Raw genomic sequence first — 24,532 nt, 5'->3', positions numbered from 1 at the left:
CAGCTTTTCTTTATTAGTTGATTTCTACGCCGCCTGTCACGCCGTATACTTGTCCAGTCACATAGCTTGCATTGTCAGAAGCAAGGAAAACATAGACATCAGACAATTCAACCGGCTGACCTGCACGCTGCAGCGTTACTTTTTGACCGAATTCCGGAATTTTCTCCTGCGGCTGTCCGCCTGTAATCTGCAGTGCTGTCCATATTGGGCCTGGTGCTACTGAGTTCACACGAATACCTTTTTCACCGAGCTGAGAAGCCAGTGACTTAGTGATAGAGACAATCGCCGTCTTTGTCGCTGCATAATCCAGCAAGTTTTTGCTTGGATTGTAAGCCTGTACGGAAGACGTTGTGATAATCGCTGCCCCTTTATCCAGATGTGGAAGTGCAGCCTGCACTGTCCATACTAACGAAAAGACGTTCGTCTCAAATGTTGAACGTAACTGCTGAGTCGATAAATCTTCTACTTTGTCGACAGCTGTCTGCTCACCTGCTACACTACATAAAATATCAAGGCCGCCTAATTCTTTAACGGCTGTTTCGACCATTTCTTTATTGAAATCTTCATTGCGCAAGTCACCCGGGATTAATACGGCCTTTTGTCCAGCCGCTTCAATGACAGTTTTCACTTCCTGTGCATCTGCTTCTTCTGCAGGGAGATAGTTGATTGAGACATCTGCGCCTTCTTTAGCGTAAGCAATAGCTGCTGCACGACCGATACCAGAGTCTCCTCCAGTAACCAGTGCACGTTTACCTTTTAGCTTGCCTGTTCCTGTATAAGATTCTTCGCCGCAGTCAGGGACCGGTGTCATTTTCTGCTGAAGACCTGGTGCTTCCTGTTCCTGCTTCTCGAATTTACCTGGGTAATGTTTAGTTAACGGATCTTGATTGTTGCTCATCTGCAATCACTCCAATATTTAATATGATTTACTTTAATAGTTATTGCACAAATTGAAGATTTTAAACATCCAGGTTTCACTGGTCAATGATTATACCTTATGATCTTTTTTTGAAATCTCTTATATAGTTATATATACTAAAGTTGAAATGAAAAATCATTCATTAAAGGAGAATCATCATGACTCAATCTACACCACATATTAAACCTGAAAACAATCCAATCGCTGAAACAATCCTTTTACCAGGCGATCCGCTGCGTGCAAAATTTATCGCGGACACTTATTTAGAAGACGTTGTCCAGTTCAACGAAGTACGTAATATGTTCGGTTATACAGGAACTTACAAAGGCAAAAAAATCTCTGTCATGGGGACAGGGATGGGTATTCCATCTATCGGCATCTACTCTTATGAACTGATTCACACGTTCGGCGTTAAAAACTTGATCCGTGTCGGTTCATGCGGTGCGATGCAGGAAGGCATCAATGTCTATGACGTCATTATCGCGCAAGGTGCATCAACTGACTCTAACTACGTGGCACAGTATGGTCTGCCGGGTCACTTTGCACCGATTGCTGACTACAGCCTGCTTGCCCGCGCTAAACAATTAGCAGACGAAAAAGGAGTACCAAACCATGTCGGTAACGTATTGTCATCTGACATTTTCTACAATGCGAATACAGAAGCAACTGATAAATGGCGTTCTATGGGCATTCTTGCTGTTGAGATGGAATCAGCAGGTCTCTACATGAATGCAGCTTATGCCGGCGGAGATGTAAAAGCATTAGGCATTTTCACAGTAAGTGACCATTTATTGACTCATGAAGCAACAACACCTGAAGAGCGCCAGACATCATTCACTAAAATGATGGAAATCGCTCTGGAAATTGTAGAATAAGATGTATTAATCAGAGAACGCCCCAACATAATCACTGGGGCGTTCTTATCTTTTAGTTACCAATTTGTGCGTTCACGTAATCAGCAAACACTTGTGCCGTACCATTACCGATGTCTCTCATCTTAATCTTCCCGACTGAAAACTCGACAGTGACAGCATCATCTTCAACTTCGACACTTTTAATCTCATCATAGCTCATAACGCGCTGATAAGGCTGGCCGTTCATATCTACAACCATAAAGAACCGCTTGTTAGTCGGCATATATTCTCCGGGAAATTCTGTCTGATCCCCCATTTTGAATTCTATCGTCCCCACTACGCCGGGTCCTCTTTTTTCGGATGGGCTCAGTTCATTCTCATTAAATAGTTCTGACATTTTGAATCCTCCTTTAGTTATCATATTTCTATACCCTTTACTCAAGAAATTATAGCAGAATTAACAATCGATGTAGTCATTATATGATAGAAGTCATCTCTACTGCTCAAATGAGTTTTGTGTCTTTTTTTTGTTATTTTAGCACGGTATGTAAATAACATATTTTTCAGGGTAATGGATAGTCATACACTTTTTAAGGAGTTAATTGATGCAGCAATGGATTACAGCAGTAATGGAGCAGTTTGGTTACTTCGGTGTGTTTTTGTTAATATTACTTGAAAATGTCTTTCCTCCGATTCCCTCTGAAGTCATTTTGACGTTCGGCGGGTTCATGGTAACTAAGTCACACGGCCTCTCCTACATCGGTATGCTGACTGCTTCGACACTCGGAGCACTAGCTGGCGCTGTGCTGCTTTATTACGTAGGAAAAGTACTCGGTCTGCAGCGTATCGAACGTCTTGTCGAACGCTACGGCAGAATTCTGCGCTTAACAACTGCGGACGTCCGCCGAGCTGACAGCTGGTTCTCAAAGTATGGCGGCATCACTGTGTTTCTCTGCCGCTTCGTCCCTGTTGTGCGCAGCTTGATTTCTATTCCCGCCGGCATGAATCATATGAAGCTTATACCGTTTATTATTTATTCAGCACTTGGTACACTCATCTGGAACGGTGCTCTCATTTATTCAGGTGTCCGACTCGGTGAGAACTGGGAACAGCTGCTTCATCTGTTTGATACGTATTCTCATGTATTATATGTCGTCATCGGGATAATGATTATGATCAGCATCGTCTATTTAAGAAAACGCAAATTGTAAAGGAGGAAACAGCATGAAACAGCATTATAAAGTAGTGATATTAGGTGGCGGGTCAGGCGGCATCGCTGTCGCAAGCCGTCTCGCTAAAAAAGTAAGTTTAAAGAATAAAATACTGATTATCGACCATGCAGATTACCATGCTTTTCAGCCGTCCTGGCCGCTAGTAGGCAGCGGGGCAGAAAAGAAAGAGCATACCCGTAAAAAGATGCGCCGGGTCGTGCCGCATGGTGCTGAGTTCATGCAGCATAAAGTCAGCCGGATTCAGCCGATTGAACGCCTAGTGACATTAGACCATGGTCAAACAGTTAGTTATGACTTTCTTGTTGTGGCATTAGGTATACAGCTGGATTTCGACCAAATAGAAGGCCTCACTGAGACACTCGGAAAGAATAATGTCTGCACCAATTATCTTTACGACTATGTGGACTACACATATGACACATTACGCCATGTAACAGCCGGCAACGTCATTGCAACGAAACCCAATTCACCTATTAAAGGTGGCGTTGCTCCTGAAAATTCATTATTCACGTTCCACGATTTCTTCCATAAGCAGGGTGTTCGCGATGTTAAACTGATGCTCCGCTCCGGCAATCATACATTATTTCCTGTCGAGAAATACCGTGATACACTTATCGAACTGTTCACACAAAAACAGATAGATTATACGCTGAATGACGAACTGGTGAAAGTTGATGGTCCACGACAGACGGCTACTTTCTTTAATTATCAAAATAGGACTACAACAGAAGTCCCGTTCTCCATGCTGTTAGTGACGCCGCCGATGAGTGCACCTGACATCATTAAAGAATCAACTCTGGCAGATGAGGCGGGCTGGCTTGATGTGAACCCTTTTACACTGCAGCACGTCAGACATCAGAATATATTCGGTATCGGTGACTGCACGAATCTACCAACTGTCAAGATGGGTGCGGCCGTCAGAAAGCAGGCTCACATTCTTCCTAAAAACCTTATTTCACAGATGAAAGGAAGAAAACTGAAAGCCCACTACACAGGTATGACAGCCTGTCCGATTGCGACAGAGTACGGCGAGGCAATCATGGCTGAGTTTGACTATAGTCTGAAGCCGAAAGAAACGCTGCCGTTTAATCAAGCGAGAAACAGTAAATTTCTTTATTTATTCAAGAAACGGTTATTACCTATCATGTACTGGTATGGCATGTTAAAAGGCCGCAGCTGAACTCAATTAACGCTAAAAAACACTCGAGCATTAGTGCTCGAGTGTTTTAATAATGAAATTACTTCATTACAGCTGACGATCCCAGTGACGCTGCACGACTAACTGGTTCAAGTACTCAGCAGGTGTACTTACTTCTATGATACCCGGCTGACCTTTCTTAACAGAAGTTGTGTCAATTAACGGTGCCACTCTATCGGTAAAACCGATAGTTTTATAATGACGATTCGCTGCTTCAATATAGTCTTTCAATGGTGGAGCAAGTGGTGACACTGCATCAAGTACAAGCAGCCCATCAAACAACGTGGAGTGCACCGTCTCAAATGTTTCAGTGACTTTAACGCCTTCTGACAGTTTCAGCGGACGGTCAGCGATCAACTTATAGTTCACTTTATTCGCTGCGAACTCTTTAATAAATGTTTCAATCTGCACGACATCTGTATTTTCTGTCACAACGACTGCAACTGACAGCGTATCTAATTTCTTAATCGTATTTTCCATGCTGACAGCAGGAGATGCTTTATCAGATTTCACTTCTTCATCAGCAGCCGGCACTTCAGCACCGACGCGAATCGCTACTTCTTCAGCCAGCTTCTTATCTACTTTGTTCAAATTGTTGACGGCGTTTTGTTTAACAAAATCCAGCTTACATTTACCAATTTCAAAACTGAAGCCATCTATCATATGCTGACGTTCTGGTTCGGTCAAACTGTTCAAGAACATCTTCGCCTGTGAATAAAAGTCTGTAAAGCTGTCACTTCTCGCACGTACTTTATGCGCGTCAATGCGTTCATGGTAGCTCTCAAATCCTCCTTCTTCAACGGGCGTCGTATGTGGATTATTATTGTTGATTCCATTATTATGATAACTTGTCATGCCTCTATGAATCTGATGCTGGTGCAGCCCGTCACGCTGGTTGTTCGCAAATGGACAAATCGGTGCATTAATCGGCATCTGGTGGAAGTTCGGACCTCCGAGACGTAAAATCTGCGTATCAGTATAAGAGAACAGACGTCCTTGTAATAATGGATCGTTACTGAAGTCAATACCTGGTACAACGTGCGCCGGACTGAACATAACCTGCTCCGTTTCAGCAAATACGTTATCGACGTTACGGTTTAACGTCAACTTACCGACACGCTGCACCGGCACTTCTTCCTCCGGCCAGATCTTTGTCGGGTCAAGAATATCAAAGTCAAAATTGAACTCGTCTTCTTCAGCAATCAGCTGGACACCAAACTCCCATTCAGGATAGTCACCTTTTTCGATTGCTTCATATAAATCTTCACGGTTAAAGTCGATATTTTTACCGGCAATAATCTGTGCTTCATCCCATACTAAAGAATGCGTCCCTAATAACGGTTTCCAGTGAAATTTCACGAAATGTGATTTGCCTTCTTTATTGACGAAACGGAATGTATTAACGCCGAACCCTTCCATTGTCCGGAAACTTTTCGGAAGTGCCCGGTCGCTCATCGTCCACATCGCCATATGCGTAGCTTCCGGATTCTGGGCAAAGAAATCCCAGAATGTATCATGAGCCGTACCCGCCTGCGGAATTTCGTTATGAGGCTCTGGTTTAGCTGCATGGATTAAATCAGGGAACTTGATTGCGTCCTGAATAAAGAAGACAGGAATGTTATTGCCCACTAAATCATAGTTTCCTTCTTCAGTGTAAAATTTCGTTGCGAAACCTCGTACGTCGCGTACTGTTTCAGGGGAGCCTTTAGATCCCGCTACTGTAGAGAAACGAACAAAGACCGGTGTTTTTTTAGTTGTATCATTCAAAAATTTAGCTTTTGTATATTTTTCAAGTGATTCATATAATTCAAATTCACCATGTGCACCAAAGCCACGTGCGTGGACAATTCTTTCCGGAATACGCTCATGATCGAAATGCGTCATTTTTTCTCTGAAATGAAAATCTTCTAATAAAGTGGGACCACGTTCTCCTGCTTTCAACGAGAATTCATCTTCTGCCATTTTAAGCCCTTGATTAGTCGTTAAGGCGGCATCTTGAGTCGTATCAACTGTTACTGATTCTAACTGTCTATCTTTGTCATTAGTCATTAGTAATGTTCTCCTTCGATTATTAGTTTTTTAGTTTCATTTCATATCTTTAAAAGTCTACTTCATTTCTACCCTTTAGCCGAAATGAAAAACATGACGCAATGCTCTTTTTTAATTGGCTGTTGTCTGCTATAATTATATTAAATGAATACCTGAGACTTATGTCGAAGGGGAGTAGCTCATAAGGAACATCACCTTGTATCATTCCGTCATTACGAAGCATCTGCTTCCGGGATTATAGAACTTACGTTCAGCGAGACCTTTGCCAATCTTTTTTGGCATGGGTCTTTTTATGTTCATTAATCAATGAATAAGGAGTGTTACTATGGATCCGAGTATTATTATTTCCTACGCATGGGTCATTTTAGTTCTAGTATTACTTGAAGGGCTGCTGGCAGCAGACAACGCTATCGTTATGGCAGTGATGGTCAAACACCTGCCGGAAAAAGAGCGTAAGCGCGCATTGTTCTACGGCTTAGTCGGCGCCTTCATCTTCAGGCTGGCTTCACTATTTATGATCACACTACTCGTGCACATCTGGCAGGTTCAGGCATTGGGTGCAGCGTACCTGCTGTTTATGTCAGTTAAAAACTTATACGCCTACTTCAGAAAAAAGCATCATCCTGATGACGTCCATACACCGGACATCGCAGAAGAACAGGAATTACCGAAAGGCAGCGGCTTCTGGCTGACCGTGCTGAAAGTAGAACTGGCTGACATTGCTTTTGCTATCGATTCAATGCTTGCTGCTATCGCCATTGCGGTCACACTGCCGGAAATCGGCGGCCAGATCGGCGGCATTAATGCCGGTCAGTTTGCTGTCATGTTTGTCGGTGGTATGCTCGGCGTCATCTTAATGCGTTTTGCAGCCACTTACTTCGTCAAAGTGCTGGAACAGTATCCTGGTCTTGAGGCAGCGGCTTTTGCTATTGTCGGCTGGATTGGTATTAAATTAGTTGTACTTGTACTCGCTCATGACAAAATCCACATCTTACCTCATGCATTTCCGCATTCATGGCAGTGGCAGGTCATCTTCTGGGCTGTGCTGCTCGGTATACTGGCAGTCGGTATTATCACAAGCAGACGCCATAAAACGTTATCTTAAGTCATCTTCTACTCTTCATTAAAATTTTCTATATCAAAAACCGGACGCGTTATCCCGTCCGGTTTTTGATGTTTGATTGTGTAGTCATGTTAATGTAATAAAATATTTGTCTGTTTCATCATCATAGACGATGTCCAGTCCTGCAATTTGCTGGTTCATTGGAACGGGTGTGAGCGGCTGCTTTGAATCTGTCATAATTAATGCACGGATGAACGGATAATGATGTTCAAAAGATAGACTATAGCTGGCGTTCGGTTCATCGAGCACGCGCCGTATCGGCTTTATGATCTCGTTATCAATGTTCGAAGAATCTGCAAGTTCAGGGTCTAAATATTGGAACACTCGACTTCTGTCGCCGCTTAAGCTCGCTTGTATGACGTCTTCAACTAACGCTTCTACTCTATCTTTATTCATTCTTTATCTCCTCCCGCTCCATTAATCGTCGCTCACATGAAATTCTATACATATCATGCCTTAACTTTATTATTTCATCGTCTTCGAGCGGCTTGAGATGCGCCCCTGTCTGCAAAACATCAAAATAAGGAATGACTTCATCAGTTCGCTCTTCAAGGTGAACCGTACCAATCTGTTCAATCACTGCATCTCTTCTAATGCGCTCGATGGAAGCAGGTTTGTCGTAATATTCTGCAAATAATAATATATCGTTACCAATATATTTCACGTGAAACCTGACATAATCGTGCTGTTCAGTTGCAAAGTAATGCAGGTTACTGTATTTCCTGTTGCTGCGATAAGTAATCAATGGGAAATGAAGAAAAAATTTGCCGAGGTGACGATGAAAATGTTCTGTCTGTAATATTTTACGCCAGAGGTTCAGCTTGACCTGCCAATCTAGTTCTTCTTTCAGTGCTACTGCATAAGTTCCTAAATTTACTATTGAATCTGCTTTAACCCATGGGAAATAGGGAAAGGTTACAAAGACAAGATTAACTGCTCCCTTTTTTCCAGTGAAATGAAGCGAGAGACCTTTTATCGACACAGTCCAGGCAGGATACTTAGTGCTGGGCGGCGCATCAGAGAGTCTGACGAATGCATGCGTCATATCACCTAATAACTTTCTGCCAGCGTCATTGAGCTGAACTGCTGCCCGGTAGCTGCGCCCTCTTGCATGAGCTCTTTTTTTACCTTTATCTGTAACGCCGAGCCGTTCTATCGACCGGATGACGTTGAATGCCTTATTTTCCATTTGACAGTCCTCCCCTGCTACAAAGTTATACCCGTTCAACAGCTAAAACATCAATATTAAAAATATTTTATTATTTCCAGCAATAGAGTAAAATTTAACTAAAAGCTTACGGATGAGCCTCAGAAAGGAATACACTATGACATTGAGCAACAAACCTTTTCACAAAACACGGCAACTTCTCATCGATGTCATGAGCGATTTACTGCGCGTTGCGTCGATTGAAGACATTACTATTAAAGTACTGGTTCAGCAGGCAGGCATCACACGTTCTACTTTCTATACATATTATCAAGATAAATATGCACTGTTCGAAGATTTAATTGATCAATGCACCCGCCAGATTTACTATGCTCTTAGATATGTACCCGCTCGTGTCACACCTTCCCAAGTCAGAAAAAGTCTATATGATAATATATGGCAAGTGCTTTTTACATTGTACAGCAATAAGCATATCTTTACTCAGATCGGCCCCGACATACGCACTCGTATGCTTGAAAAGGAAATTCACGCATTTAAGCCTGTGTTATTGCAGCAATTGAACCATTTGGACATCGACCCTAAGATGAATAAAGACATCTTCGCCGCTTTCTATTTATCAGGTATCATTTCCGCCTATCAGCACTGGATCACCACTGATTATGCCATGCCTATTGAAGAATTATGCGAACAGCTCACTAACTTATCGATGACTTTCTATACAGAATACTTAACTAAGGAGTGATTTCTATGTCTAAAACAGCAGTTATTTCTGGAGGAAGCGGTCTTGTAGGACGAGCGCTCACTGAAAAGCTCATTGCTCATCATTTTCATGTCGTCATCCTGTCACGTTCCAATCATCCCAATGAAGCACACATCTCCTATATCAACTGGTCGAAAGACGGCTGGACGCAGCAGATGCCAAAAGCAGATTTGATCATCAATTTAGCCGGTGCTTCGTTAAGTAAACGCTGGACAAAGACATACAAAAAAGATATTTTAAAAAGCCGGCTCGAATCTACAAAAAAACTGCACGATTATCTTGAGCAGTCAGGTGACAAGCCTTACTTTATCAATGCGAGTGCTGTCGGCTATTATCCGACAGCAAAGCGGCTGACATTCACAGAGAAAGATGTCTTCACTCCTCATAACTTCCTGTCAGATGTTGTCTGTCAGTGGGAAGAAGAAGCTTGCCAAATTAAAGCGCTCGGCATCGATACGGCAAGATGCCGCTTTGGTGTCATTTTGTCACAGCAAGGCGGTGCGCTGCCGGTCATGGCGAAACCTTATCAATTCGGTGCAGGAGGCCGGATTGCTGACGGCAGACAAGTGTTGTCATGGATTCATATTGACGACTTGACAGAGGGCATACTCTATAGTTACAACGCGCGGTTAACGGGGATACTCAACTTCACTGCACCGAATCCTGTGACTCAAAACGAATTCGGTCGTGAACTCGGCAAAGCGCTGCACCGGCCGCATTGGACAATCGTTCCTAAACCTGTCATGAACGCTATTCTCGGCGACCAGGCAGTCATGGTCACTGAAGGACAGCGTGTACTGCCGGCAAGATTACTGGCGTCAGGATTTACGTTTAAATATCCTGATATTCAGTCAGCGCTGCAGGAGGTTTATTCACAATGACAGCTGAACGTCAGCAGCTGGAAAAATACTGGCGGGAAGAAAAATACACCGTCATGTATCACAGTCAGAAAAGTTACGAAGCCATACGGACGCTCTTAAAAGGTCAACCGAGCTACGAGGCGCTGGATGCTATGATCAAAGCAGCAAAAAATATAACACCGACGCCTGGCTCCAAAATGAACGCTTATCAGCATGTCTGGGGTTACTTTAAACGTCAGGCATCTTCTGAAGAGAAAGCGAAGGCGCTGCAACTGATGGAAGACCTTGAACGATGTGAGCAGGAACTTAAGGAACACTTGTCTACACTCGCACAAAAATATGCTGTCCAGTATTTACTGGACAGCACATTACTTAAAGATAACGCTTGATCAATTCTTCTACTTCGTGTTTCCAGAAGAATCGTTCGAGCTTATTTTTATGGACGACCTGCAGGAGGTCGTTTGTCAGCCAGAGTGACAATACATGCGGCGGTACACCCATGTCATATATTTCTCTCGCTGTGACAAATGCTTCCCGATGTGACATACTACTTTCTTTCCTCCTAGAGATATAATATCCTATGTCTTGACGCGCGCAGCTTCTATTTTACTGCTGTTTCAAATCAACTGATGCCGGGCCGTGCAGCACTTTACCGTCACAGTCAAACCGTGAACCATGACAGGCACAGTCCCATGTTTTTTCACCGTTATTAAAACTTAGCACACAGCCCATATGTGTACAGAACGGACTAACAGCATGTTCTGTACCTTCGTCATCTTTATATACAGCTTCAAAGCGGCCGTCATGCAGAAAGATTCCTGCTTCATCTTCTTTAAGTGCTTCTCGGTCTGTCCGGTAGTCTTTAATCGCTTTACCCTGTCCTCTTATCGCATTAACTGCCTTTTTAGCGGTAGCCTTCGCTTGACTGCCGATTGTATCAATTCTTCCCGGCTGCAGCAGCTCTTCATATTTGTTCGGCTGACCCATTAATAAATCACGCAGCACGACACTCCCGACTGCAGAAGTTGCAATGCCGAACTTATTGAAGCCTGTAATAATAAAAATATGGTCATCGCTTTTACTGTAGCGGCCGATCAACGGCATTTTGTCCTGCGTCATCATATCTTGCGCTGACCACTGATCAGCAATATCATGTGCGTTAAAGAGGTGTTCAGCATCATAAGCCAGTCGCTCATAACATAGTTTGACGTCATCCTTAGCACCTGCCACATGGTTTTCACCACCGATTAATAAGCCGATACCATCTTCTGTTATATAATGGCGCAATGAACGCTCCGGCATATCAGCGACCTGGAACATGGCATAAGGGATTGGCGTATAATCTTTGGCGGCTACAATGTAAGAGCGCTCAATCTCAAGATGCAGCAGTAAATTATGCTTTAGGTTGGCAATCGGATAATGCGTAGCACAGATCAACTGATTGAATGCCACTTCCATACCATTTTCAGTTTCAACCGTATTGCCGTCTATTTTTTTGACCATCGTTTCTTCATAAAATGTGACACCGAGTTCTACACAGACATCGACCATAGCAGCAAGAAACTTCAATGGATGAAACTGCGCCTGATCAAACATCTCAAGGCCCATCGTCGTTTCAAATGGCAGACCCATATCTTTTTCGTGCAGCGTCCCGTTGATACCGAGCTGCTGATAAGCTTTGTATTCTTTTTTTATTTTCTTTTCACTCTCACCGATAGTGACTTGAATACTTGATAACGTCTCCATATCACAGTCGATATCATACTGATCCGCTAAATTTCTAAGAATTTCAATGCCGTCACACTGTGATTCGTAAAATAACCGCGCTTCTTTTTCACCGCGCTGTTTAATATAATCCTGATACTGCAGATGATGCTGCGCTGTAATTTTAGCTGTTGTTCCTGCTGTCGTCACTTGAGCAAGCCGCTGCCCTTCAAGCACGGTAACTTCCCGTCCTGCTTTAGCGAGTTGATAAGCAGCAAGAATACCCGCAATACCACCACCGACGACCAGTACATCTGCCTGTAAATCTTGAGAGAGTTGCGGGAACTGTGTAAAAGTCGATGATTTCGTCCAGTACGATACGTTTTCTTTTCTCACATCTTTTCCTCCTTGATTCTGTTTCTTAGCCTATACCCCTATTGAAGAAAGTTAGCAGAAAAAAAACGATTTTCCTCTAGCAGAAAATCGTTTTAAAAGTTTATTAGGCTGATAGTATTCCGGTTGTTATTTAAACTGTCTGTTTGAAATATGCTGTCTTAACGCTGTTGCTCCGTAAAAGGTTAAGCCGAGGTCATAAATATAGCGGTCATTACCTTCCAGTGTATTATGATAAGTAAGATAACATTTATCTGACAAATGATTGAAATGAGAAATAAATAATTCTTCCGACACATTAGAGAATTGATTGACAGTAAGTGTCTTCAACTGTTCCAGAGATAATTGATTCGATTGATGAAGGTTGATCGTCTGAAGAATAAAAATCAGCAGTTCTCTATTTAATTCCATATTATCACCTCATAGGTACAGCTACTAAAATATTTTAATGAATTATACATATATTTAATAATGATATCAACTATAAACTCTTCTAACTTCTGCTACTTGTTAAACTTGACGGTTGTTTTTATCATTGTTAATATAAATACAATTCTAATAAAAGAGGTATTGATCAATGATTAAGTCATTATGCACTCAGCTTAATAAAGGTTGGCAGCTGTCATAATGCTTATATTTATGCCCGTCATAGATATAAGTCATCTATGACGGCTTCTTGATTATAGCGGCCGGAAGCTTTAACTGCCCGGCCTCTTTTTTGTCTATTACTGGACCCGGGCAGCAATGCCGGGGTCTTTTTTGTTGGAACAATCATTCAAGAAAAGAGGTAGGACAATGGAAACACAATCGCAATGGAGTTCTAAGTTAGGATTTATTCTGGCAAGTGCCGGGTCAGCAATCGGACTCGGTGCGATGTGGAAATTCCCGTACGTCATGGCTGACAACGGTGGTGCTGCCTTCTTATTTATCTTTATTCTATTTACTATGCTGATCGGCTTCCCTCTGCTACTGTCAGAATTCGTCATCGGCCGGCAAAGTCAGACGTACAGCACAAGAAGCTTCAGCAAGCTGACCGGTAAGAAATATCACGACTTGATCGGTCATCTCGGCAATATCGGCGTATTTATTCTGCTTAGTTTTTACAGCGTTATCGGCGGCTGGATTTTACTTTATATGATCCGGACCATCTATGTGCTTGTAGCGGGAAGTACTCAGCATGATTATGAGGGCTTGTTCGGCAGTTTGATCAGTAATCCGTTCTATGCACTCGGTGGCCAGGCATTATTTATCGTATTGACGGCAGTTATTGTCGCCAACGGTATCCAGAACGGCATCGAGCGCGCTTCAAAAATTATGATGCCGCTGTTGTTCATCGCTTTTATCATTATCATCATCCGTTCACTTACATTGGACAATGCAATGGCTGGTGTCAGTTACTTTTTAAAACCTGACTTTGGCAAGCTGTCTGCTGACAGCATACTGTTCGCGCTCGGTCAGTCATTCTTTTCGTTGTCTGTCGGATTCGGCGGCATGCTGACTTATGCATCATATCTTGACCGCAAGACGGATCTCACGCAGTCCGGGGTGTCTGTTGTACTGCTGAACCTGGTCATCACTATTCTTGCAGGACTTGCGATATTTCCGGCCACTGCATCACTCGGAATTGAAGCGGCGCAAGGTCCAGGTCTGTTATTCATTGTGCTGCCTTATGTCTTTGACCAGCTGCCGCTCGGTCAGTTGTTCTATTTGATCTTTTTACTGCTGTTTTTCTTTGCAACGATTACTTCTTCTATTTCGCTGCTCGAAATTAATGTCGCAAACATGACAAAGAATAATAATAATAAGCGTGTGAAGGCTGTCGTGTTACTTGCTATCGGACTTTTTGTACTAGGCATTCCGTCAACTTTATCGTCCGGACTCCTTGGCGACGTCAAATTCCTTGCCGGTACATTTTTCGATAACATGGATTACTTAGTGTCAAACATTATGCTGCCGCTCGGTGCTTTCTTATTCTCCATATTTACAGGTTATCTGCTCGATCAACGACTATCGCATCAGCAGCTTGTTACAAAGCCCTATCAGGAGCCGCTGTTTAAGCTCTGGATCTTCCTGCTGAAGTTTGTTATACCGCTCGTCATTATCGGTGTTTTTCTATCCTTGATTCTGAAGTAAATGAAATTGTCAGAAATCTCCAAGCTCTTCTCACTGGTATAATATAAAGAAAACAGTTGAGGTAATATTTATGAAATCTACCGTTCTTAAGTACATGATTACTGTCATAGGTTCTCTCATAATTGCTATCAGTTTTAATGTTTTTCTGCTGCCGCATGGTGTATTAAGCAGTGGTATCAGCGGACTTGCACTGCTGTTTCATATTCTGTTCAATATTGACACCGGATTGCTCAACATTCTGCTCAATTTACCGCTGCTAATACTCGGCTATATGAAGCTGCAGAAATCAATGATGTGGAATACGATCTTCTGCGTCATCATGGTCTCGGTATTTCTGTCGATTGTTCCTGTCATCCAGGTGTCCGACAATCCACTGCTTGATGTCGTATTCGGCGGTGTTATTCTCGGCATCGGCATCGGCATTATACTGAAGTTCTCCGGGACAACCGGCGGTATGGATATTATCGCTATTCTCATCTCACAGCGCAGTAACGTACCGATCGGCTTAATACTAACGCTGCTGAACGGTATCATCGTCTTAAGTTCCGGCTATTTCTTCGACTGGGGAATCGCACTGCTGACACTGCTGTCCATCTATATTTCCGGGAAGACGATAGACACGATTTATACATCCCACATCAAGCTGACCGTCAACATTGTCACAACGCAAGGAGAGGCTATTAAAGCTGCCTTAATCGACAATATATATCGCGGTATGACAATCATGGATGCACACGGCGGTTATTCGAACGAACCGCGCCAGATCATTATGATGGTGCTGACACGCTATGAACTGAAAGATGTTATACAGATCTGTAAAGCGATTGATGGCGACAGCTTCATTCACGTATATGAAACGACAGAAGTCCATGGGAACTTTGCACATAACCATCCATAAAGCTGATCAGGAGTCTGAAACAGCCATCTTCTTGTTTAATCTATGAAGACAGCTGTCCAGACTCCTGTTTTATTAATATTTTTCACTTTAAGAAGCTTCAAACAGGGAATAGAGTTACAAAAGGAGTGTGACAATGATGGAACTTAATGAACTGATGAACAGAAAATGGCCGCAGCAAGAGATTAAGGCTTATTTCGATAGTCTGGAACCTATCTCTACCCATATGATATACGGCTTATGGCGCGGCGAAGAAGTGAATACGCCGCATCCAATGACCAGCTTACTCAAGAAAGCGAACTGGTACGGAAAATACTTCGAAGATGACAATAATGTCACACCAATCGTCATGCAGGATAAAAGCGGCGAACTATTCGCAGCAAATCCCGGTCTGTTATCACTGAAAGCACCGCTCAAACTCGTTAAACTGCTGCCTAAAAGTTTTTTTGACGTCGGTGTCACTCTGATCAAGCCGCTGTTTAAAACAAAGTCGTCAAAAGCGCGGCTGCGGATGATGGATTACAATGGTACTCCGACCGCTGCAATGATTTATGACCAGAAGCCGTTGATTGATTATTTGAAGAAAATTGATGACAACACGCTTCTCGGGATGGTCGATGAGACAACAATTTCAAAACATCAGACGCATTACTTCATTTTAATACGCGACGACTCAAACTGGCGGCCGTTTTAACTTGCTCATTGCGCTGGTAGTTTTACACCACATCTCGGTGCTATCGTATCGTTCAGCCATTTATCGTAGAGCAGCGACCGATAAAGCGCGTATACCTCTTCTCCATAAACTTTCATATCACCATACACATAAAATGGTGGTATTTTGTTGTTATTGAACTTGCTGTAATTATTATGAATCATGTCTGTCAGACGGACAAGGTCGTTTCTAAAAGCATCATTTCTGTTACCTCCTCTGCGCTGATGTTCAATATCACAAGCGTGCAGAAAATGAAGCGCATCCGCTAAGTAAGGATGACCGTCATTATAAATATGCTTCACAATCGGATGTGATAAATAACGTGTGTTGCCCTCTATAATTCCAAGCTCTGCCAGACAGACACGAATGATCTGGTACAGTTCAAGCACTTGTTTGGAAAGCCGTCTATTATCGAGATATAAAGCTGATTGTTCATGGCTTTCGAATGGTCTGAAAATCTGCATGGATTCACCTGCTTCCTTATAATTCGGTATGTTTAATGTATGCTCCAGCCTATTCAATACCCTTAATTAACAGCGATAAAAAGTGTTTAAGGCAATTAATGGTCTGCACTGCAATATAGTTGTATTTGCCTGTTAACTCTAGTAGGCTGAGTGTAATCACATATGGAGGTGCTGTAATGTCAGAACAATTATCACACGAAGAAAAAAGAGAACGTCTATACGAACTTATTAAGAAAAATGATGTGGCGATGATGACAACATTATCAAACGATAAGTTGGTGTCACGTCCTATGAGTTATCAGGAAGCTGAAGAAGACGGCAACTTGTGGTTTATCACGATGCGCGATACAGAGAAAGCTGATGAGCTGCTTGCAGATCCGAGAGTGAACATTGCATTCTCTAAAGAAGGGTATATTTCCATTTCAGGAACTGCACGATTAGTAGATGACTTAGAACTGAAGAAAAAATACTGGAACAAAGCGATGGATGCGTTCCTTAACACAACTTATGATGATCCAAATGTCGTCCTTATCAAAGTCGAAGCAGATTCAGCTGAGTACTGGGGAACAGACCAGAAAGCTAAAACATTTGTTGAAGGCCTTAAACGATTAGTCAGCACGGACAGAACGAATGATTCAGAAACGAACCAGACATTAGATCTATAATATAAACGCCCTTGCTGCTAACCAGCAGGGGCGTTTATTTAATAGCTCTGATGAAAGGCTGTAATAAGTTCAACGAGCTGTTCTGGACATGTCTCCGGCAGCCAGTGTCCTTCGTCTTCTATTATATGATGCTGGAAGGAACCGTTGACATAATGACCGGAGCGGACCATCTGTTCAGTTGTCAGTGCAGGGTCATTCTGACCGATAATGCCAAGCACCGGCATAGATACATTCGGCAGATTGAAAAGATGGCCGCTATTTTTCAAGCTGAAATTGCCGCGGTACCAGTTAAATCCCGCTGTCAGTCTACCCGGACGGGTCATATCATGCAGCCACTGCTGCTTCAATTCCTCTGACTCAACAGCCATTTTACGCAGTACAAAGTAGTTGCCTGCACTGAATACCTTTTCAGCAAGGCCCCGCTGCAGAAACAGTCCGACGTATGAGCCTTTAAAGAGCTGCTTAATCGTTCCGCGTCTGAAATAAGCTTTCGGATGACCGACACTCAGCGCTGTATAACTTTCTACTATCGTCGGGTAATGCGCCGCTAAATACCAGCCGAGTATCGCTCCCCAGTCATGGCCGACAACTTTTATTTTCCGGATGTCGAGCGCTAACAGCAAGTCGAACAGATCTTTAGCCGATAAAGCGACGCTGTAATTTTCAGCGTCCCCTGCCAGCGCTGTATCTCCGTAGCCTCTTAAGTCAGGGGCAATCACCCGGTATCCCCGGCCAGTTAACAGCGGTATCATTCTATGCCATAATTTGTTTGAATCTGGAAAACCATGAAGCAGCAATATCGGTATGCCCGCTCCTTCGTCAATTACATGATAACTAATGCCGTTAAGTTCAATAGTGACAATATTCATCATTATCCGCCCTTTCTAAAATTTAATATTTCGTCCTTTCCACTTTACTTCCTTCCGTACATATGTAGCAAAAGCTGAACGTATAAAAACATAAATGAAAAATAAGAAAGCTGCTGGAAACAATAAGGCCGTTAACTTAGTGAAGTTTCCTGTCCTTCTTGAAATTATATAAAAATAACTCGAATAAATTAAATAACTCAAAACTGCTATAATTAGATTAAACGGCTGCGTCACTAATCCCCATAGTACAAACAACGGCAGTATAACAGTGCCCATCATCCACCCTACAATAAAGGACATAACAAGCGGCTGGGTCTCAGCAGCTCCTGTCGCGAAGTGCTTGGCCCACCCTGTAACCATCGACTTTATGCCGTGCGGATACATGCGAAAGTTCAATGTATCTTTACCGAGCAGCAATGTCACTGCCAGCTGATGCTGATGAAAATTAGCCGCAAGACCAAACCCTTCAATCATGTTACCAGCTGCTGCTTTATGACCACCTGTCTTAATATAATCTTCTTTCGAGCATATAATAAAAGGACCGAATGCACCTGGAGTTCGTTGTGGTCTGACAGCAGAAAAGATATTCATGCCGGCGATTGTCAGTATATTAAATATCACCGAGAGCTGTTCATACCATGCAGTCGTCATATGATACGGCTGTATAGTCAGCAGCCCCTCTTTGTAAGTCGATATGATCCTCGTCAGTGCAGTACGCTCACTAAACCATGTGTCTGCATCCATAAACGCGAGCAGTTCGCCTTGTGCATGCCGCGCACCTTCGTAACACGCGGCAGTCTTCCCTTTCCAATCAGAGACGTTGTTGAACTGGATAACATAAGCACCGTGCTGTGAAGCAATACGAGCTGTATCATCTGTTGAACCATCATCCACAACGATCACCTCTGCTGCCATCGTCTGCTGCTGAATAGAAGTCAGCAGACGCGGCAGATTATCTGCTTCATCTCTTGCCGGGATAATGATAGTGACGGACGGCAGATTATTGCTTTCTTTTCTGCTGACAACAGGGTGATGCACATACATTAAATAGCCGCATATCAAAGAGCTAAGTGTCAGTACGATGAATAGTATCGTCATTGCTTTTCGCGCTCTGCTATCATTCTACCGACCTGCTGACCGCTAAGTGTGACCATCGGCATGCCGCCTCCCGGGTTAACAGTCCCACCGGCAAAGTATAAGTTCTGAAAGTAGTCGCTATGCTTCGGATGCTTGAAACCATTATTCTTCCTGCGGTCAGATAGCGTCCCGTAGATGGCGCCACGGTCAGAGCCGTAAGTCCGTTCAATATCGGCAGGCAGCCATAAGTCCTCAGTGATGATGTGCTGTCTGAGGTCTGTGAGGCCCATCTTCTCAAGCTTGATCAATACACGTTCCCGTAACTGTGCGTAATCCTGTGCAGTAAAGTCCTTGTCCTGCAGATGTGGAATATGCGGCAGGATTTTAATGTTTTCATGTCCTGCTGGTGCTTGTGACGGATCGGTCTTATTTGTGTTCACCAAATAGATCGTCGGATCATCCGGCAGTACTTTGTCGTGAAAGACCTGACTATAATTGCGCTTTGAATCATTTGAGAAGAAGAAGTTATGGTGGGCCAGCTGCGGATATTCTTTATTGACACCGATGTGCATGACCAGCCCGGAACTCGTCGGTTCAAACTTTTTCTTCAGCTTATTGATATGTTTAGGCGGGTTGTCCAGCAGCCGTTCATATAACGGAATAACTTCCATATTGGATACAAAATAGTCAGCCGTCACTACAGAACCGTCACTTAATACAATCGAGTCAATAGCGTCTTCGCGTTGGTTCATATGAACGACTTCAATGCCTGTATGAATCTCAACTCCGATTTCACGGGCCAGCTGTGTTATAGCTAGTGCTAGTTTATGCATACCGCCTGGAACGTACCACGCGCCTTGCTCATGCTGCATATGAATCATCATATTAAGTACAGCCGGTGCATCATAAGACGATGAACCGACATACTTGATGAAGTAACCGAGCATATCTCGGAATTCAGGATTACTGATGTAACGGTTGATCGCCTGCTGCATCGTGCTGAAGTAATCAAATCCCTTCAAAGCTGTCAGCGGCCCGTGATGTTTAATCAGCGGCAGTTTCTTATCAATACCGCGCGCAAAATAACTGTCCTGAGTCAATGCATCAATTTTGCCGGCATATTTCAAGAAGCGCTCGTAATCCTTCATGTCTTCAGCCGTTAAATACGGATTGTTGTCTGTCATGACATTTAAGTCACCGTATAAGTTATATGTATGGCCGGACGGGAAAAAAGCACGCCATTCCAGCGGGAGCCTGACGATGTTCACATAATCGGCCATATTCCTCCCGCTTTTTTGGAACAGTTCTTCAAATATGTAAGGCATGGTCAAAATAGAAGGACCAAGGTCAAAGCCAAAGCCATCCTGCTCAAGTCGGTTCAGTTTACCGCCGATATGGTCATTCTTTTCATAAAGCGCTACAGAGAATCCCTGCTGCACTAATGTCACAGCAGCCGAAATACCGCCGAGTCCTCCGCCGATGACTACTACTTTCTTCATAATGTTTCTCCTTTCTGCAGACCGGACAAATAAGTCACAGCTCGATTCCTGATCATCAGCTTGTTGGCTAATGACACTTTATTTCTGCATGTCAGGCAGTCATACTGATTCGCTCTTACTTCATCAAGTATCGCACGGTAAACCATAGCAGACAGCAGTAACGGTAGTTGTCCTTCTTTGTTGTAATATTTGATGGAATGATAGAACTTGTCATAAATGTCTTCAGCGTAGCATGCCAAGTATTCCCACATCTCGATAAATGCAGAGTTCGCTTTCCCCTCTTCAATCGCGCGTGCGCAGCCATACTTCTCTACTACTTCAACCGGAATATAAATACGCTGATGCTCTCTGTAGTCTTCACCGACATCACGGAGAATATTAGTGATCTGCATCGCAACACCGAGCTGCTCTGCCTCTTTCTTCATCGCCTCATTCGGATGACGAGCTAATATCGGCAGCAGCATTCGCCCTACTGAACCCGCAACTTTAACACTGTAATCTATTAAATCTGCCAATGTGTCGGGCTGACGGAAATTAATATCCTGCTCCTGACCGGCAAGCTGCCACGTGAACATTTCAAGGTCCAGCGAATAACGTGTATGGACGTCACGCAGCGCACGCCACATCGGATGATTAATCTCCGCACCTGCCGCGAAACGCTTCAAGTCTTCTTTTAAGCGGTTCAGTCCACTGATGCTTTGCTCGATGCTCTCTGCTTCATCGACGACATCGTCAGCAAACCGGCAGAAAGCATAGACTGCATAAACTGCATTCGCATCTTCAGCCGGCAGCTCTTTAAACGCATAGTAGAATGATTTAGAATGTTGTTTGATGACTTTTTGGCAATACTCATAATCTTTATTAAGTTTGTTGCGATCCATAGTGATCACTTCCTGTAATTTTTATCATCGAGCATCAGTTCTCCGGCCGCAATTTTTGAAGATAGCAGGACAATAGGCACTCCTGCCCCCGGGTGCGTACTGCTTCCTGTGAAGTACAAGTTCTCGCAGGACACCGCTTTACTCTGCGGCCGCAGATGATTGCTCTGGAATAGCGTCGGCTGAAGACCGAATGTTGCTCCGTTATAGGCATTGAAACGATGTTTGAAATCAACTGGTGTAACGCGTGTCTCCGTCACAATCTCTTCTCTTATATTTTCCATACCCGGCAGCTGCTCGAGTTTCGCCAGCATTTTTTCTCTGTAGTACTGCTCAGTCTCGTCGTTCCACTCATACTGCGCTGTCTTCAGCTCTGATATCGGCATCAATACATAGAGCCCATCTTTTCCCTCAGGTGCAAGTGTCGGATCTATTTTAGAGGCGATGTACATATAGAGCGACGGGTCTTCAAGTGGACTGCCGTCAAAGATTTGCTGAATATTACGGTCCAAGTCTTCTGAGAAGACAAAGTTGTGGACGTTTGTAATCTCTTCATATTTTTTAGCCATACCAAGGTACATGACAAAACATGAACACGAATAATCCATATTATCTATCTTTTTATCTGTATATTTCCCTTTTGCTGCCTCATCATTCACAAGATGTTTCACGGCATAAGGAAAGTCAGCATTGCACATGACATAATCTGCACTGATCATGCCGACAGGCGTTTTGACACCGACTGCCTGCCCATTATGAATAATAATTTCATCGACCGGCACGTTATAATGGATGACGCCTCCCAGTTCTTCAAATAATCTTGCCATCCCTGCAGCCATTGTATGCATGCCGCCTTTAATGAACCATATACCATACAGGAATTCTATCATCGGTATAATCGTATAAAGTGATGGACTTTTAGCAGGCGATACCCCGATGTAAAGCGTCTGGAAGCTGATAATGTCGCGCAGCCGTTTATCTTTGATGTAGCTATTCATCATATTTTCAGCGTTGCCGAGCGTTTTCAGCTTCAATCCTTGATTCAGCATGTTTATATTGTAAAAATCACGCTTATGTCTGAACGGCCGCTGCAGAAAGTGATTTTTCGCTATATTAAACCTGCCGTATAAGTCGCTGATATAGCGCAGGAATCCTTCTGCATCTTTCTCGTCGACGGCTTCAAACAAGGCTGTCAGCTGTACAAGGTCGTTCGATACATCCAGTTTTTCTTTTCCCTGCTTGAAATAGCCGCTGTACATCGGGCTCAGCTGCTGCATCGGAATATAATCGTCAGGGTTACGGCCGGCGAGCTCAAATATTTCTTTATATAAATCCGGCATCATGACGATGGTCGGTCCAAGGTCAAATGAGTAACCATCCCTTGATATACGATGCATCTTACCTCCTGGAAGTGCCTCTTTTTCAAAGATCTCCACTTCATATCCTGCATGCTGCAGCCGAATGGCACAGGCAAGTCCGGCAACGCCGGCTCCAATTACAATCACTCTAGTCATCTTCATTCTCCTCACTGTAAACCGCGCTGTTCCTGCCATGACAGTAACTCCGGACTGAACACAATCGGTCTCTCTTTTAACTCCTGTAAATTCCGTGCGTTAAGCATTGCTGCGATAATGGTCAACTGTTCTTTAAATGATTCAATATACTGGATTGCGCCTTCCACGCCCTGCTCCTCAATGAGCAGCAGCATTGTCCGTGACATACCGACCGCTTTTGCACCAAGTGCATAGCACTTGACGGCATCCAGCGGGTGACGGATACCGCCGCTTGCCAGCACATCAAAATCCGGAGAGGACCGTGCTTCCAGCAGCGAGACAACAGTCGACTGTCCCCAGCCTGTCAAGTAGGTCATCTCTTTTAAACTTCTGCGCTCGTTCTCGATATGAATGAAATCTGTGCCGCCACGTCCGCTGACATCAACAATGTTAACACCAATATGACGCAGCTGGCTGAACGTCTCCTGACTCATGCCGAATCCTACTTCTTTCACTATAACAGGAACTTCGACTTGTTTGACAATTTCTTCTATTGTGCTGAGCCAAGATGAAAATTGCCGATTCCCTTCCGGCATGATTAGTTCCTGCGGCGCGTTGACATGAATCTGGAGCGCATCAGCCTTAATCATCTCAACTGCTTTAAGTGCAAGCTCCACACTTACATCTGCTCCAACATTACTAAAAATAATTCCTTGTGGATTTTGTGCTCTGACGATTGTATATGACTCACTAAGCGTGTCGTCCTTCAAAGCAGCATGCATAGAACCGACAGCCATCGCAATATTTGTTTCACGTGCAACAATAGCTAATTTTTCATTGATTTTCCCGGCCCGGCTGCTTCCGCCAGTCATTGCATTGATATAGAGCGGATGGTCAAAAGTGAGGCTTCCGACCATAGAAGACAAGAAGACTTGATCGACATCAATGCACGGAATAGATTGATGGACAAAGCGCACATCATCAAAATCAGAGCTGGAAGCACCGGGATGGTCGATCGCCAGCTGTATATGCTCATTTTTGCGCTGTGCTCTTTTGCTCGTTTCAAAATTCATCTTGTCTCATCTCCTTGCCTTACATGATGTTGTTTTTTGTTATAAATTCTCTCAATTCTTGGTCTATTGTAACGCTGTGTAATGATGAAAGGCGCGTTACTTATAATGCCGAACAAAATGTTCAATAGAGCAGCCCATCTTGGATTCCAGAAGAAAAACAAGAGACCTGAAGTCATTGTAATCCAGTGCGTCAGTTCAGCACGCCGCATTTCAAGGAAGAATGTATTAAGAGTAGCAGCACGGTAGTCAGGAAGAACAGATTTATTATGACCACTTTTAATAACCAGTGTGCCATCCGGCAGTCTATGTTTCCAGGTTTTCACCTTGAATAGCGTCTGCCATAACTCACCGCCGCGCTCCCACCTGTAAGTTTTGAACAATTTCCTTGTGCTGAACAGTTTGACAGGGAGTTTACTCATAACAAATGAATTTCCTATATTAATAAGGCTCCATGCGGCAATATTACGAAGTACCAGCTGCTTCATCATCATACTTCCTTTCATTTATGCAATAT

27 protein-coding genes are annotated in these 24,532 nt (G+C 43.5%); 11 read left to right on the top strand and 16 right to left on the bottom strand.

Annotated features, from left to right (window positions below):
* Window positions 1–13: 13 nt before the first annotated feature.
* Window positions 14–898, bottom strand: coding sequence for an SDR family oxidoreductase (locus KFV11_RS00785; RefSeq protein ID WP_254250067.1), 885 nt, complete (start codon window positions 896–898; stop codon window positions 14–16).
* A gap of 179 nt (window positions 899–1,077) precedes the next feature.
* Here KFV11_RS00785 and deoD point away from each other — a divergent pair, with 179 nt between their 5' ends.
* The gene (gene deoD / locus KFV11_RS00780) at window positions 1,078–1,794 is read left to right on the top strand and encodes a purine-nucleoside phosphorylase (protein ID WP_149459008.1); all 717 of its coding nucleotides are present in this window, start codon (window positions 1,078–1,080) and stop codon (window positions 1,792–1,794) included.
* Window positions 1,795–1,846: 52 nt separating this feature from the next.
* Here deoD and KFV11_RS00775 read toward each other — a convergent pair whose 3' ends face one another.
* Window positions 1,847–2,170, bottom strand: a complete 324-nt coding sequence (locus KFV11_RS00775) for a PH domain-containing protein (RefSeq protein ID WP_254250066.1) — start codon at window positions 2,168–2,170, stop codon at window positions 1,847–1,849.
* A 208-nt stretch (window positions 2,171–2,378) separates the two neighbouring features.
* Here KFV11_RS00775 and KFV11_RS00770 point away from each other — a divergent pair, with 208 nt between their 5' ends.
* Window positions 2,379–2,984 (top strand): DedA family protein, encoded by a 606-nt coding sequence (locus tag KFV11_RS00770; RefSeq protein ID WP_149459006.1) that lies wholly within the window; start codon window positions 2,379–2,381, stop codon window positions 2,982–2,984.
* A 13-nt stretch (window positions 2,985–2,997) separates the two neighbouring features.
* Window positions 2,998–4,185 carry an NAD(P)/FAD-dependent oxidoreductase gene (locus tag KFV11_RS00765; RefSeq protein WP_149459005.1) on the top strand — a complete coding sequence of 396 codons (1,188 nt, stop codon included), beginning with the start codon at window positions 2,998–3,000 and terminating at the stop codon, window positions 4,183–4,185.
* Window positions 4,186–4,251: 66 nt separating this feature from the next.
* On the opposite strand, the gene KFV11_RS00760 is transcribed toward KFV11_RS00765, so the two are convergent.
* Window positions 4,252–6,252: a catalase gene (locus KFV11_RS00760; RefSeq protein ID WP_254250065.1), complete on the bottom strand. Its 2,001-nt coding sequence runs from the start codon at window positions 6,250–6,252 to the stop codon at window positions 4,252–4,254.
* 325 nt (window positions 6,253–6,577) lie between these two features.
* Here KFV11_RS00760 and KFV11_RS00755 point away from each other — a divergent pair, with 325 nt between their 5' ends.
* Window positions 6,578–7,357 carry a TerC family protein gene (locus tag KFV11_RS00755; RefSeq protein ID WP_254250064.1) on the top strand — a complete coding sequence of 260 codons (780 nt, stop codon included), beginning with the start codon at window positions 6,578–6,580 and terminating at the stop codon, window positions 7,355–7,357.
* An 84-nt stretch (window positions 7,358–7,441) separates the two neighbouring features.
* On the opposite strand, the gene KFV11_RS00750 is transcribed toward KFV11_RS00755, so the two are convergent.
* Window positions 7,442–7,771 carry a hypothetical protein gene (locus KFV11_RS00750; RefSeq protein WP_149459002.1) on the bottom strand — a complete coding sequence of 110 codons (330 nt, stop codon included), beginning with the start codon at window positions 7,769–7,771 and terminating at the stop codon, window positions 7,442–7,444.
* On the bottom strand, window positions 7,764–8,564 hold the full coding sequence (locus tag KFV11_RS00745; protein WP_149459001.1) for a hypothetical protein: 801 nt from the start codon (window positions 8,562–8,564) through the stop codon (window positions 7,764–7,766). Before KFV11_RS00745 ends, KFV11_RS00750 begins: the two co-directional genes overlap by 8 nt.
* Window positions 8,565–8,754: 190 nt before the next feature.
* Between KFV11_RS00745 and KFV11_RS00740 the strand changes: the two genes are divergently transcribed.
* From KFV11_RS00740 to KFV11_RS00730, 3 genes are read left to right on the top strand one after another with little or no spacing between them, the layout of a single operon-like run.
* Complete coding sequence (locus tag KFV11_RS00740; protein ID WP_254250063.1) at window positions 8,755–9,285, top strand: TetR/AcrR family transcriptional regulator; 531 nt, start codon at window positions 8,755–8,757, stop codon at window positions 9,283–9,285.
* Window positions 9,286–9,290: 5 nt separating this feature from the next.
* Window positions 9,291–10,184 (top strand): TIGR01777 family oxidoreductase, encoded by an 894-nt coding sequence (locus KFV11_RS00735; protein ID WP_254250062.1) that lies wholly within the window; start codon window positions 9,291–9,293, stop codon window positions 10,182–10,184.
* Window positions 10,181–10,552, top strand: a complete 372-nt coding sequence (locus KFV11_RS00730; protein WP_149458998.1) for a YbgA family protein — start codon at window positions 10,181–10,183, stop codon at window positions 10,550–10,552. Before KFV11_RS00735 ends, KFV11_RS00730 begins: the two co-directional genes overlap by 4 nt.
* Here KFV11_RS00730 and KFV11_RS00725 read toward each other — a convergent pair.
* The 3 genes from KFV11_RS00725 to KFV11_RS00715 form a co-directional block, all read right to left on the bottom strand.
* Window positions 10,536–10,709, bottom strand: coding sequence for a hypothetical protein (locus KFV11_RS00725; RefSeq protein WP_170234562.1), 174 nt, complete (start codon window positions 10,707–10,709; stop codon window positions 10,536–10,538). The two genes, KFV11_RS00730 and KFV11_RS00725, sit on opposite strands and share 17 nt — an antisense overlap.
* Window positions 10,710–10,769: 60 nt before the next feature.
* Entirely contained in the window at window positions 10,770–12,263 is a 1,494-nt protein-coding gene (locus KFV11_RS00720) for an FAD-dependent oxidoreductase (protein WP_149458997.1), read from the bottom strand.
* A 126-nt stretch (window positions 12,264–12,389) separates the two neighbouring features.
* The gene (locus tag KFV11_RS00715) at window positions 12,390–12,671 is read right to left on the bottom strand and encodes a hypothetical protein (protein WP_149458996.1); all 282 of its coding nucleotides are present in this window, start codon (window positions 12,669–12,671) and stop codon (window positions 12,390–12,392) included.
* 384 nt (window positions 12,672–13,055) lie between these two features.
* Here KFV11_RS00715 and KFV11_RS00710 point away from each other — a divergent pair, with 384 nt between their 5' ends.
* The 3 genes from KFV11_RS00710 to KFV11_RS00700 all read left to right on the top strand — a co-directional run bounded on the left by KFV11_RS00710 (window position 13,056) and on the right by KFV11_RS00700 (window position 15,982).
* Window positions 13,056–14,393 (top strand): sodium-dependent transporter, encoded by a 1,338-nt coding sequence (locus KFV11_RS00710; RefSeq protein ID WP_254250061.1) that lies wholly within the window; start codon window positions 13,056–13,058, stop codon window positions 14,391–14,393.
* A gap of 70 nt (window positions 14,394–14,463) precedes the next feature.
* Window positions 14,464–15,291 (top strand): YitT family protein, encoded by an 828-nt coding sequence (locus KFV11_RS00705; RefSeq protein ID WP_254250060.1) that lies wholly within the window; start codon window positions 14,464–14,466, stop codon window positions 15,289–15,291.
* 133 nt (window positions 15,292–15,424) lie between these two features.
* Window positions 15,425–15,982: a GXWXG domain-containing protein gene (locus KFV11_RS00700; RefSeq protein WP_254250059.1), complete on the top strand. Its 558-nt coding sequence runs from the start codon at window positions 15,425–15,427 to the stop codon at window positions 15,980–15,982.
* A gap of 5 nt (window positions 15,983–15,987) precedes the next feature.
* Here KFV11_RS00700 and KFV11_RS00695 read toward each other — a convergent pair whose 3' ends face one another.
* Window positions 15,988–16,464 (bottom strand): pyrimidine dimer DNA glycosylase/endonuclease V, encoded by a 477-nt coding sequence (locus tag KFV11_RS00695; protein ID WP_254250058.1) that lies wholly within the window; start codon window positions 16,462–16,464, stop codon window positions 15,988–15,990.
* A 176-nt stretch (window positions 16,465–16,640) separates the two neighbouring features.
* Here KFV11_RS00695 and KFV11_RS00690 point away from each other — a divergent pair, with 176 nt between their 5' ends.
* The gene (locus tag KFV11_RS00690; protein ID WP_254250057.1) at window positions 16,641–17,129 is read left to right on the top strand and encodes a pyridoxamine 5'-phosphate oxidase family protein; all 489 of its coding nucleotides are present in this window, start codon (window positions 16,641–16,643) and stop codon (window positions 17,127–17,129) included.
* 38 nt (window positions 17,130–17,167) lie between these two features.
* Here KFV11_RS00690 and KFV11_RS00685 read toward each other — a convergent pair whose 3' ends face one another.
* The 7 genes from KFV11_RS00685 to KFV11_RS00655 are packed head-to-tail and all read right to left on the bottom strand — an operon-like array spanning window position 17,168 to window position 24,437.
* On the bottom strand, window positions 17,168–17,998 hold the full coding sequence (locus tag KFV11_RS00685; protein WP_254250056.1) for an alpha/beta fold hydrolase: 831 nt from the start codon (window positions 17,996–17,998) through the stop codon (window positions 17,168–17,170).
* A gap of 15 nt (window positions 17,999–18,013) precedes the next feature.
* Complete coding sequence (locus tag KFV11_RS00680; protein ID WP_254250055.1) at window positions 18,014–19,096, bottom strand: glycosyltransferase family 2 protein; 1,083 nt, start codon at window positions 19,094–19,096, stop codon at window positions 18,014–18,016.
* Complete coding sequence (locus tag KFV11_RS00675) at window positions 19,093–20,574, bottom strand: phytoene desaturase family protein (RefSeq protein WP_254250054.1); 1,482 nt, start codon at window positions 20,572–20,574, stop codon at window positions 19,093–19,095. The genes KFV11_RS00680 and KFV11_RS00675 overlap by 4 nt, the downstream gene beginning before the upstream one ends.
* Complete coding sequence (locus KFV11_RS00670; protein WP_149458987.1) at window positions 20,571–21,455, bottom strand: phytoene/squalene synthase family protein; 885 nt, start codon at window positions 21,453–21,455, stop codon at window positions 20,571–20,573. The genes KFV11_RS00675 and KFV11_RS00670 overlap by 4 nt, the downstream gene beginning before the upstream one ends.
* 5 nt (window positions 21,456–21,460) lie before the next feature.
* Window positions 21,461–22,966 carry a phytoene desaturase family protein gene (locus KFV11_RS00665; protein ID WP_367305170.1) on the bottom strand — a complete coding sequence of 502 codons (1,506 nt, stop codon included), beginning with the start codon at window positions 22,964–22,966 and terminating at the stop codon, window positions 21,461–21,463.
* 11 nt (window positions 22,967–22,977) lie between these two features.
* Window positions 22,978–24,018, bottom strand: coding sequence for a type 2 isopentenyl-diphosphate Delta-isomerase (fni, locus tag KFV11_RS00660; RefSeq protein WP_254250053.1), 1,041 nt, complete (start codon window positions 24,016–24,018; stop codon window positions 22,978–22,980).
* Window positions 24,015–24,437, bottom strand: coding sequence for a glycosyl-4,4'-diaponeurosporenoate acyltransferase CrtO family protein (locus tag KFV11_RS00655; protein WP_254250574.1), 423 nt, complete (start codon window positions 24,435–24,437; stop codon window positions 24,015–24,017). Before KFV11_RS00655 ends, fni begins: the two co-directional genes overlap by 4 nt.
* Window positions 24,438–24,532 lie beyond the last annotated feature (95 nt).

The organism is Macrococcus equipercicus (assembly GCF_024205945.1).
In the GTDB taxonomy this organism is placed as follows: Bacteria; Bacillota; Bacilli; order Staphylococcales; family Staphylococcaceae; genus Macrococcus; species Macrococcus equipercicus.
The sequence above is the reverse complement of the archived record's forward strand: the minus strand, read 5'-3'. Positions and strand labels throughout refer to the sequence as shown.

Bases quoted from the DNA above. Each gene is read 5' to 3' on its own strand.
- KFV11_RS00785 (WP_254250067.1), bottom strand. From the start codon at position 898: ATGAGCAACAATCAAGATCCGTTAACTAAACATTACCCAGGTAAATTC.
- deoD (WP_149459008.1), top strand. From the start codon at position 1,078: ATGACTCAATCTACACCACATATTAAACCTGAAAACAATCCAATCGCT.
- KFV11_RS00775 (WP_254250066.1), bottom strand. From the start codon at position 2,170: ATGTCAGAACTATTTAATGAGAATGAACTGAGCCCATCCGAAAAAAGA.
- KFV11_RS00770 (WP_149459006.1), top strand. From the start codon at position 2,379: ATGCAGCAATGGATTACAGCAGTAATGGAGCAGTTTGGTTACTTCGGT.
- KFV11_RS00765 (WP_149459005.1), top strand. From the start codon at position 2,998: ATGAAACAGCATTATAAAGTAGTGATATTAGGTGGCGGGTCAGGCGGC.
- KFV11_RS00760 (WP_254250065.1), bottom strand. From the start codon at position 6,252: ATGACTAATGACAAAGATAGACAGTTAGAATCAGTAACAGTTGATACG.
- KFV11_RS00755 (WP_254250064.1), top strand. From the start codon at position 6,578: ATGGATCCGAGTATTATTATTTCCTACGCATGGGTCATTTTAGTTCTA.
- KFV11_RS00750 (WP_149459002.1), bottom strand. From the start codon at position 7,771: ATGAATAAAGATAGAGTAGAAGCGTTAGTTGAAGACGTCATACAAGCG.
- KFV11_RS00745 (WP_149459001.1), bottom strand. From the start codon at position 8,564: ATGGAAAATAAGGCATTCAACGTCATCCGGTCGATAGAACGGCTCGGC.
- KFV11_RS00740 (WP_254250063.1), top strand. From the start codon at position 8,755: ATGAGCGATTTACTGCGCGTTGCGTCGATTGAAGACATTACTATTAAA.
- KFV11_RS00735 (WP_254250062.1), top strand. From the start codon at position 9,291: ATGTCTAAAACAGCAGTTATTTCTGGAGGAAGCGGTCTTGTAGGACGA.
- KFV11_RS00730 (WP_149458998.1), top strand. From the start codon at position 10,181: ATGACAGCTGAACGTCAGCAGCTGGAAAAATACTGGCGGGAAGAAAAA.
- KFV11_RS00725 (WP_170234562.1), bottom strand. From the start codon at position 10,709: ATGTCACATCGGGAAGCATTTGTCACAGCGAGAGAAATATATGACATG.
- KFV11_RS00715 (WP_149458996.1), bottom strand. From the start codon at position 12,671: ATGGAATTAAATAGAGAACTGCTGATTTTTATTCTTCAGACGATCAAC.
- KFV11_RS00710 (WP_254250061.1), top strand. From the start codon at position 13,056: ATGGAAACACAATCGCAATGGAGTTCTAAGTTAGGATTTATTCTGGCA.
- KFV11_RS00705 (WP_254250060.1), top strand. From the start codon at position 14,464: ATGAAATCTACCGTTCTTAAGTACATGATTACTGTCATAGGTTCTCTC.
- KFV11_RS00700 (WP_254250059.1), top strand. From the start codon at position 15,425: ATGATGGAACTTAATGAACTGATGAACAGAAAATGGCCGCAGCAAGAG.
- KFV11_RS00695 (WP_254250058.1), bottom strand. From the start codon at position 16,464: ATGCAGATTTTCAGACCATTCGAAAGCCATGAACAATCAGCTTTATAT.
- KFV11_RS00690 (WP_254250057.1), top strand. From the start codon at position 16,641: ATGTCAGAACAATTATCACACGAAGAAAAAAGAGAACGTCTATACGAA.
- KFV11_RS00685 (WP_254250056.1), bottom strand. From the start codon at position 17,998: ATGAATATTGTCACTATTGAACTTAACGGCATTAGTTATCATGTAATT.
- KFV11_RS00680 (WP_254250055.1), bottom strand. From the start codon at position 19,096: ATGACGATACTATTCATCGTACTGACACTTAGCTCTTTGATATGCGGC.
- KFV11_RS00675 (WP_254250054.1), bottom strand. From the start codon at position 20,574: ATGAAGAAAGTAGTAGTCATCGGCGGAGGACTCGGCGGTATTTCGGCT.
- KFV11_RS00670 (WP_149458987.1), bottom strand. From the start codon at position 21,455: ATGGATCGCAACAAACTTAATAAAGATTATGAGTATTGCCAAAAAGTC.
- KFV11_RS00665 (WP_367305170.1), bottom strand. From the start codon at position 22,966: ATGACTAGAGTGATTGTAATTGGAGCCGGCGTTGCCGGACTTGCCTGT.
- fni (WP_254250053.1), bottom strand. From the start codon at position 24,018: ATGAATTTTGAAACGAGCAAAAGAGCACAGCGCAAAAATGAGCATATA.
- KFV11_RS00655 (WP_254250574.1), bottom strand. From the start codon at position 24,437: ATGAGTAAACTCCCTGTCAAACTGTTCAGCACAAGGAAATTGTTCAAA.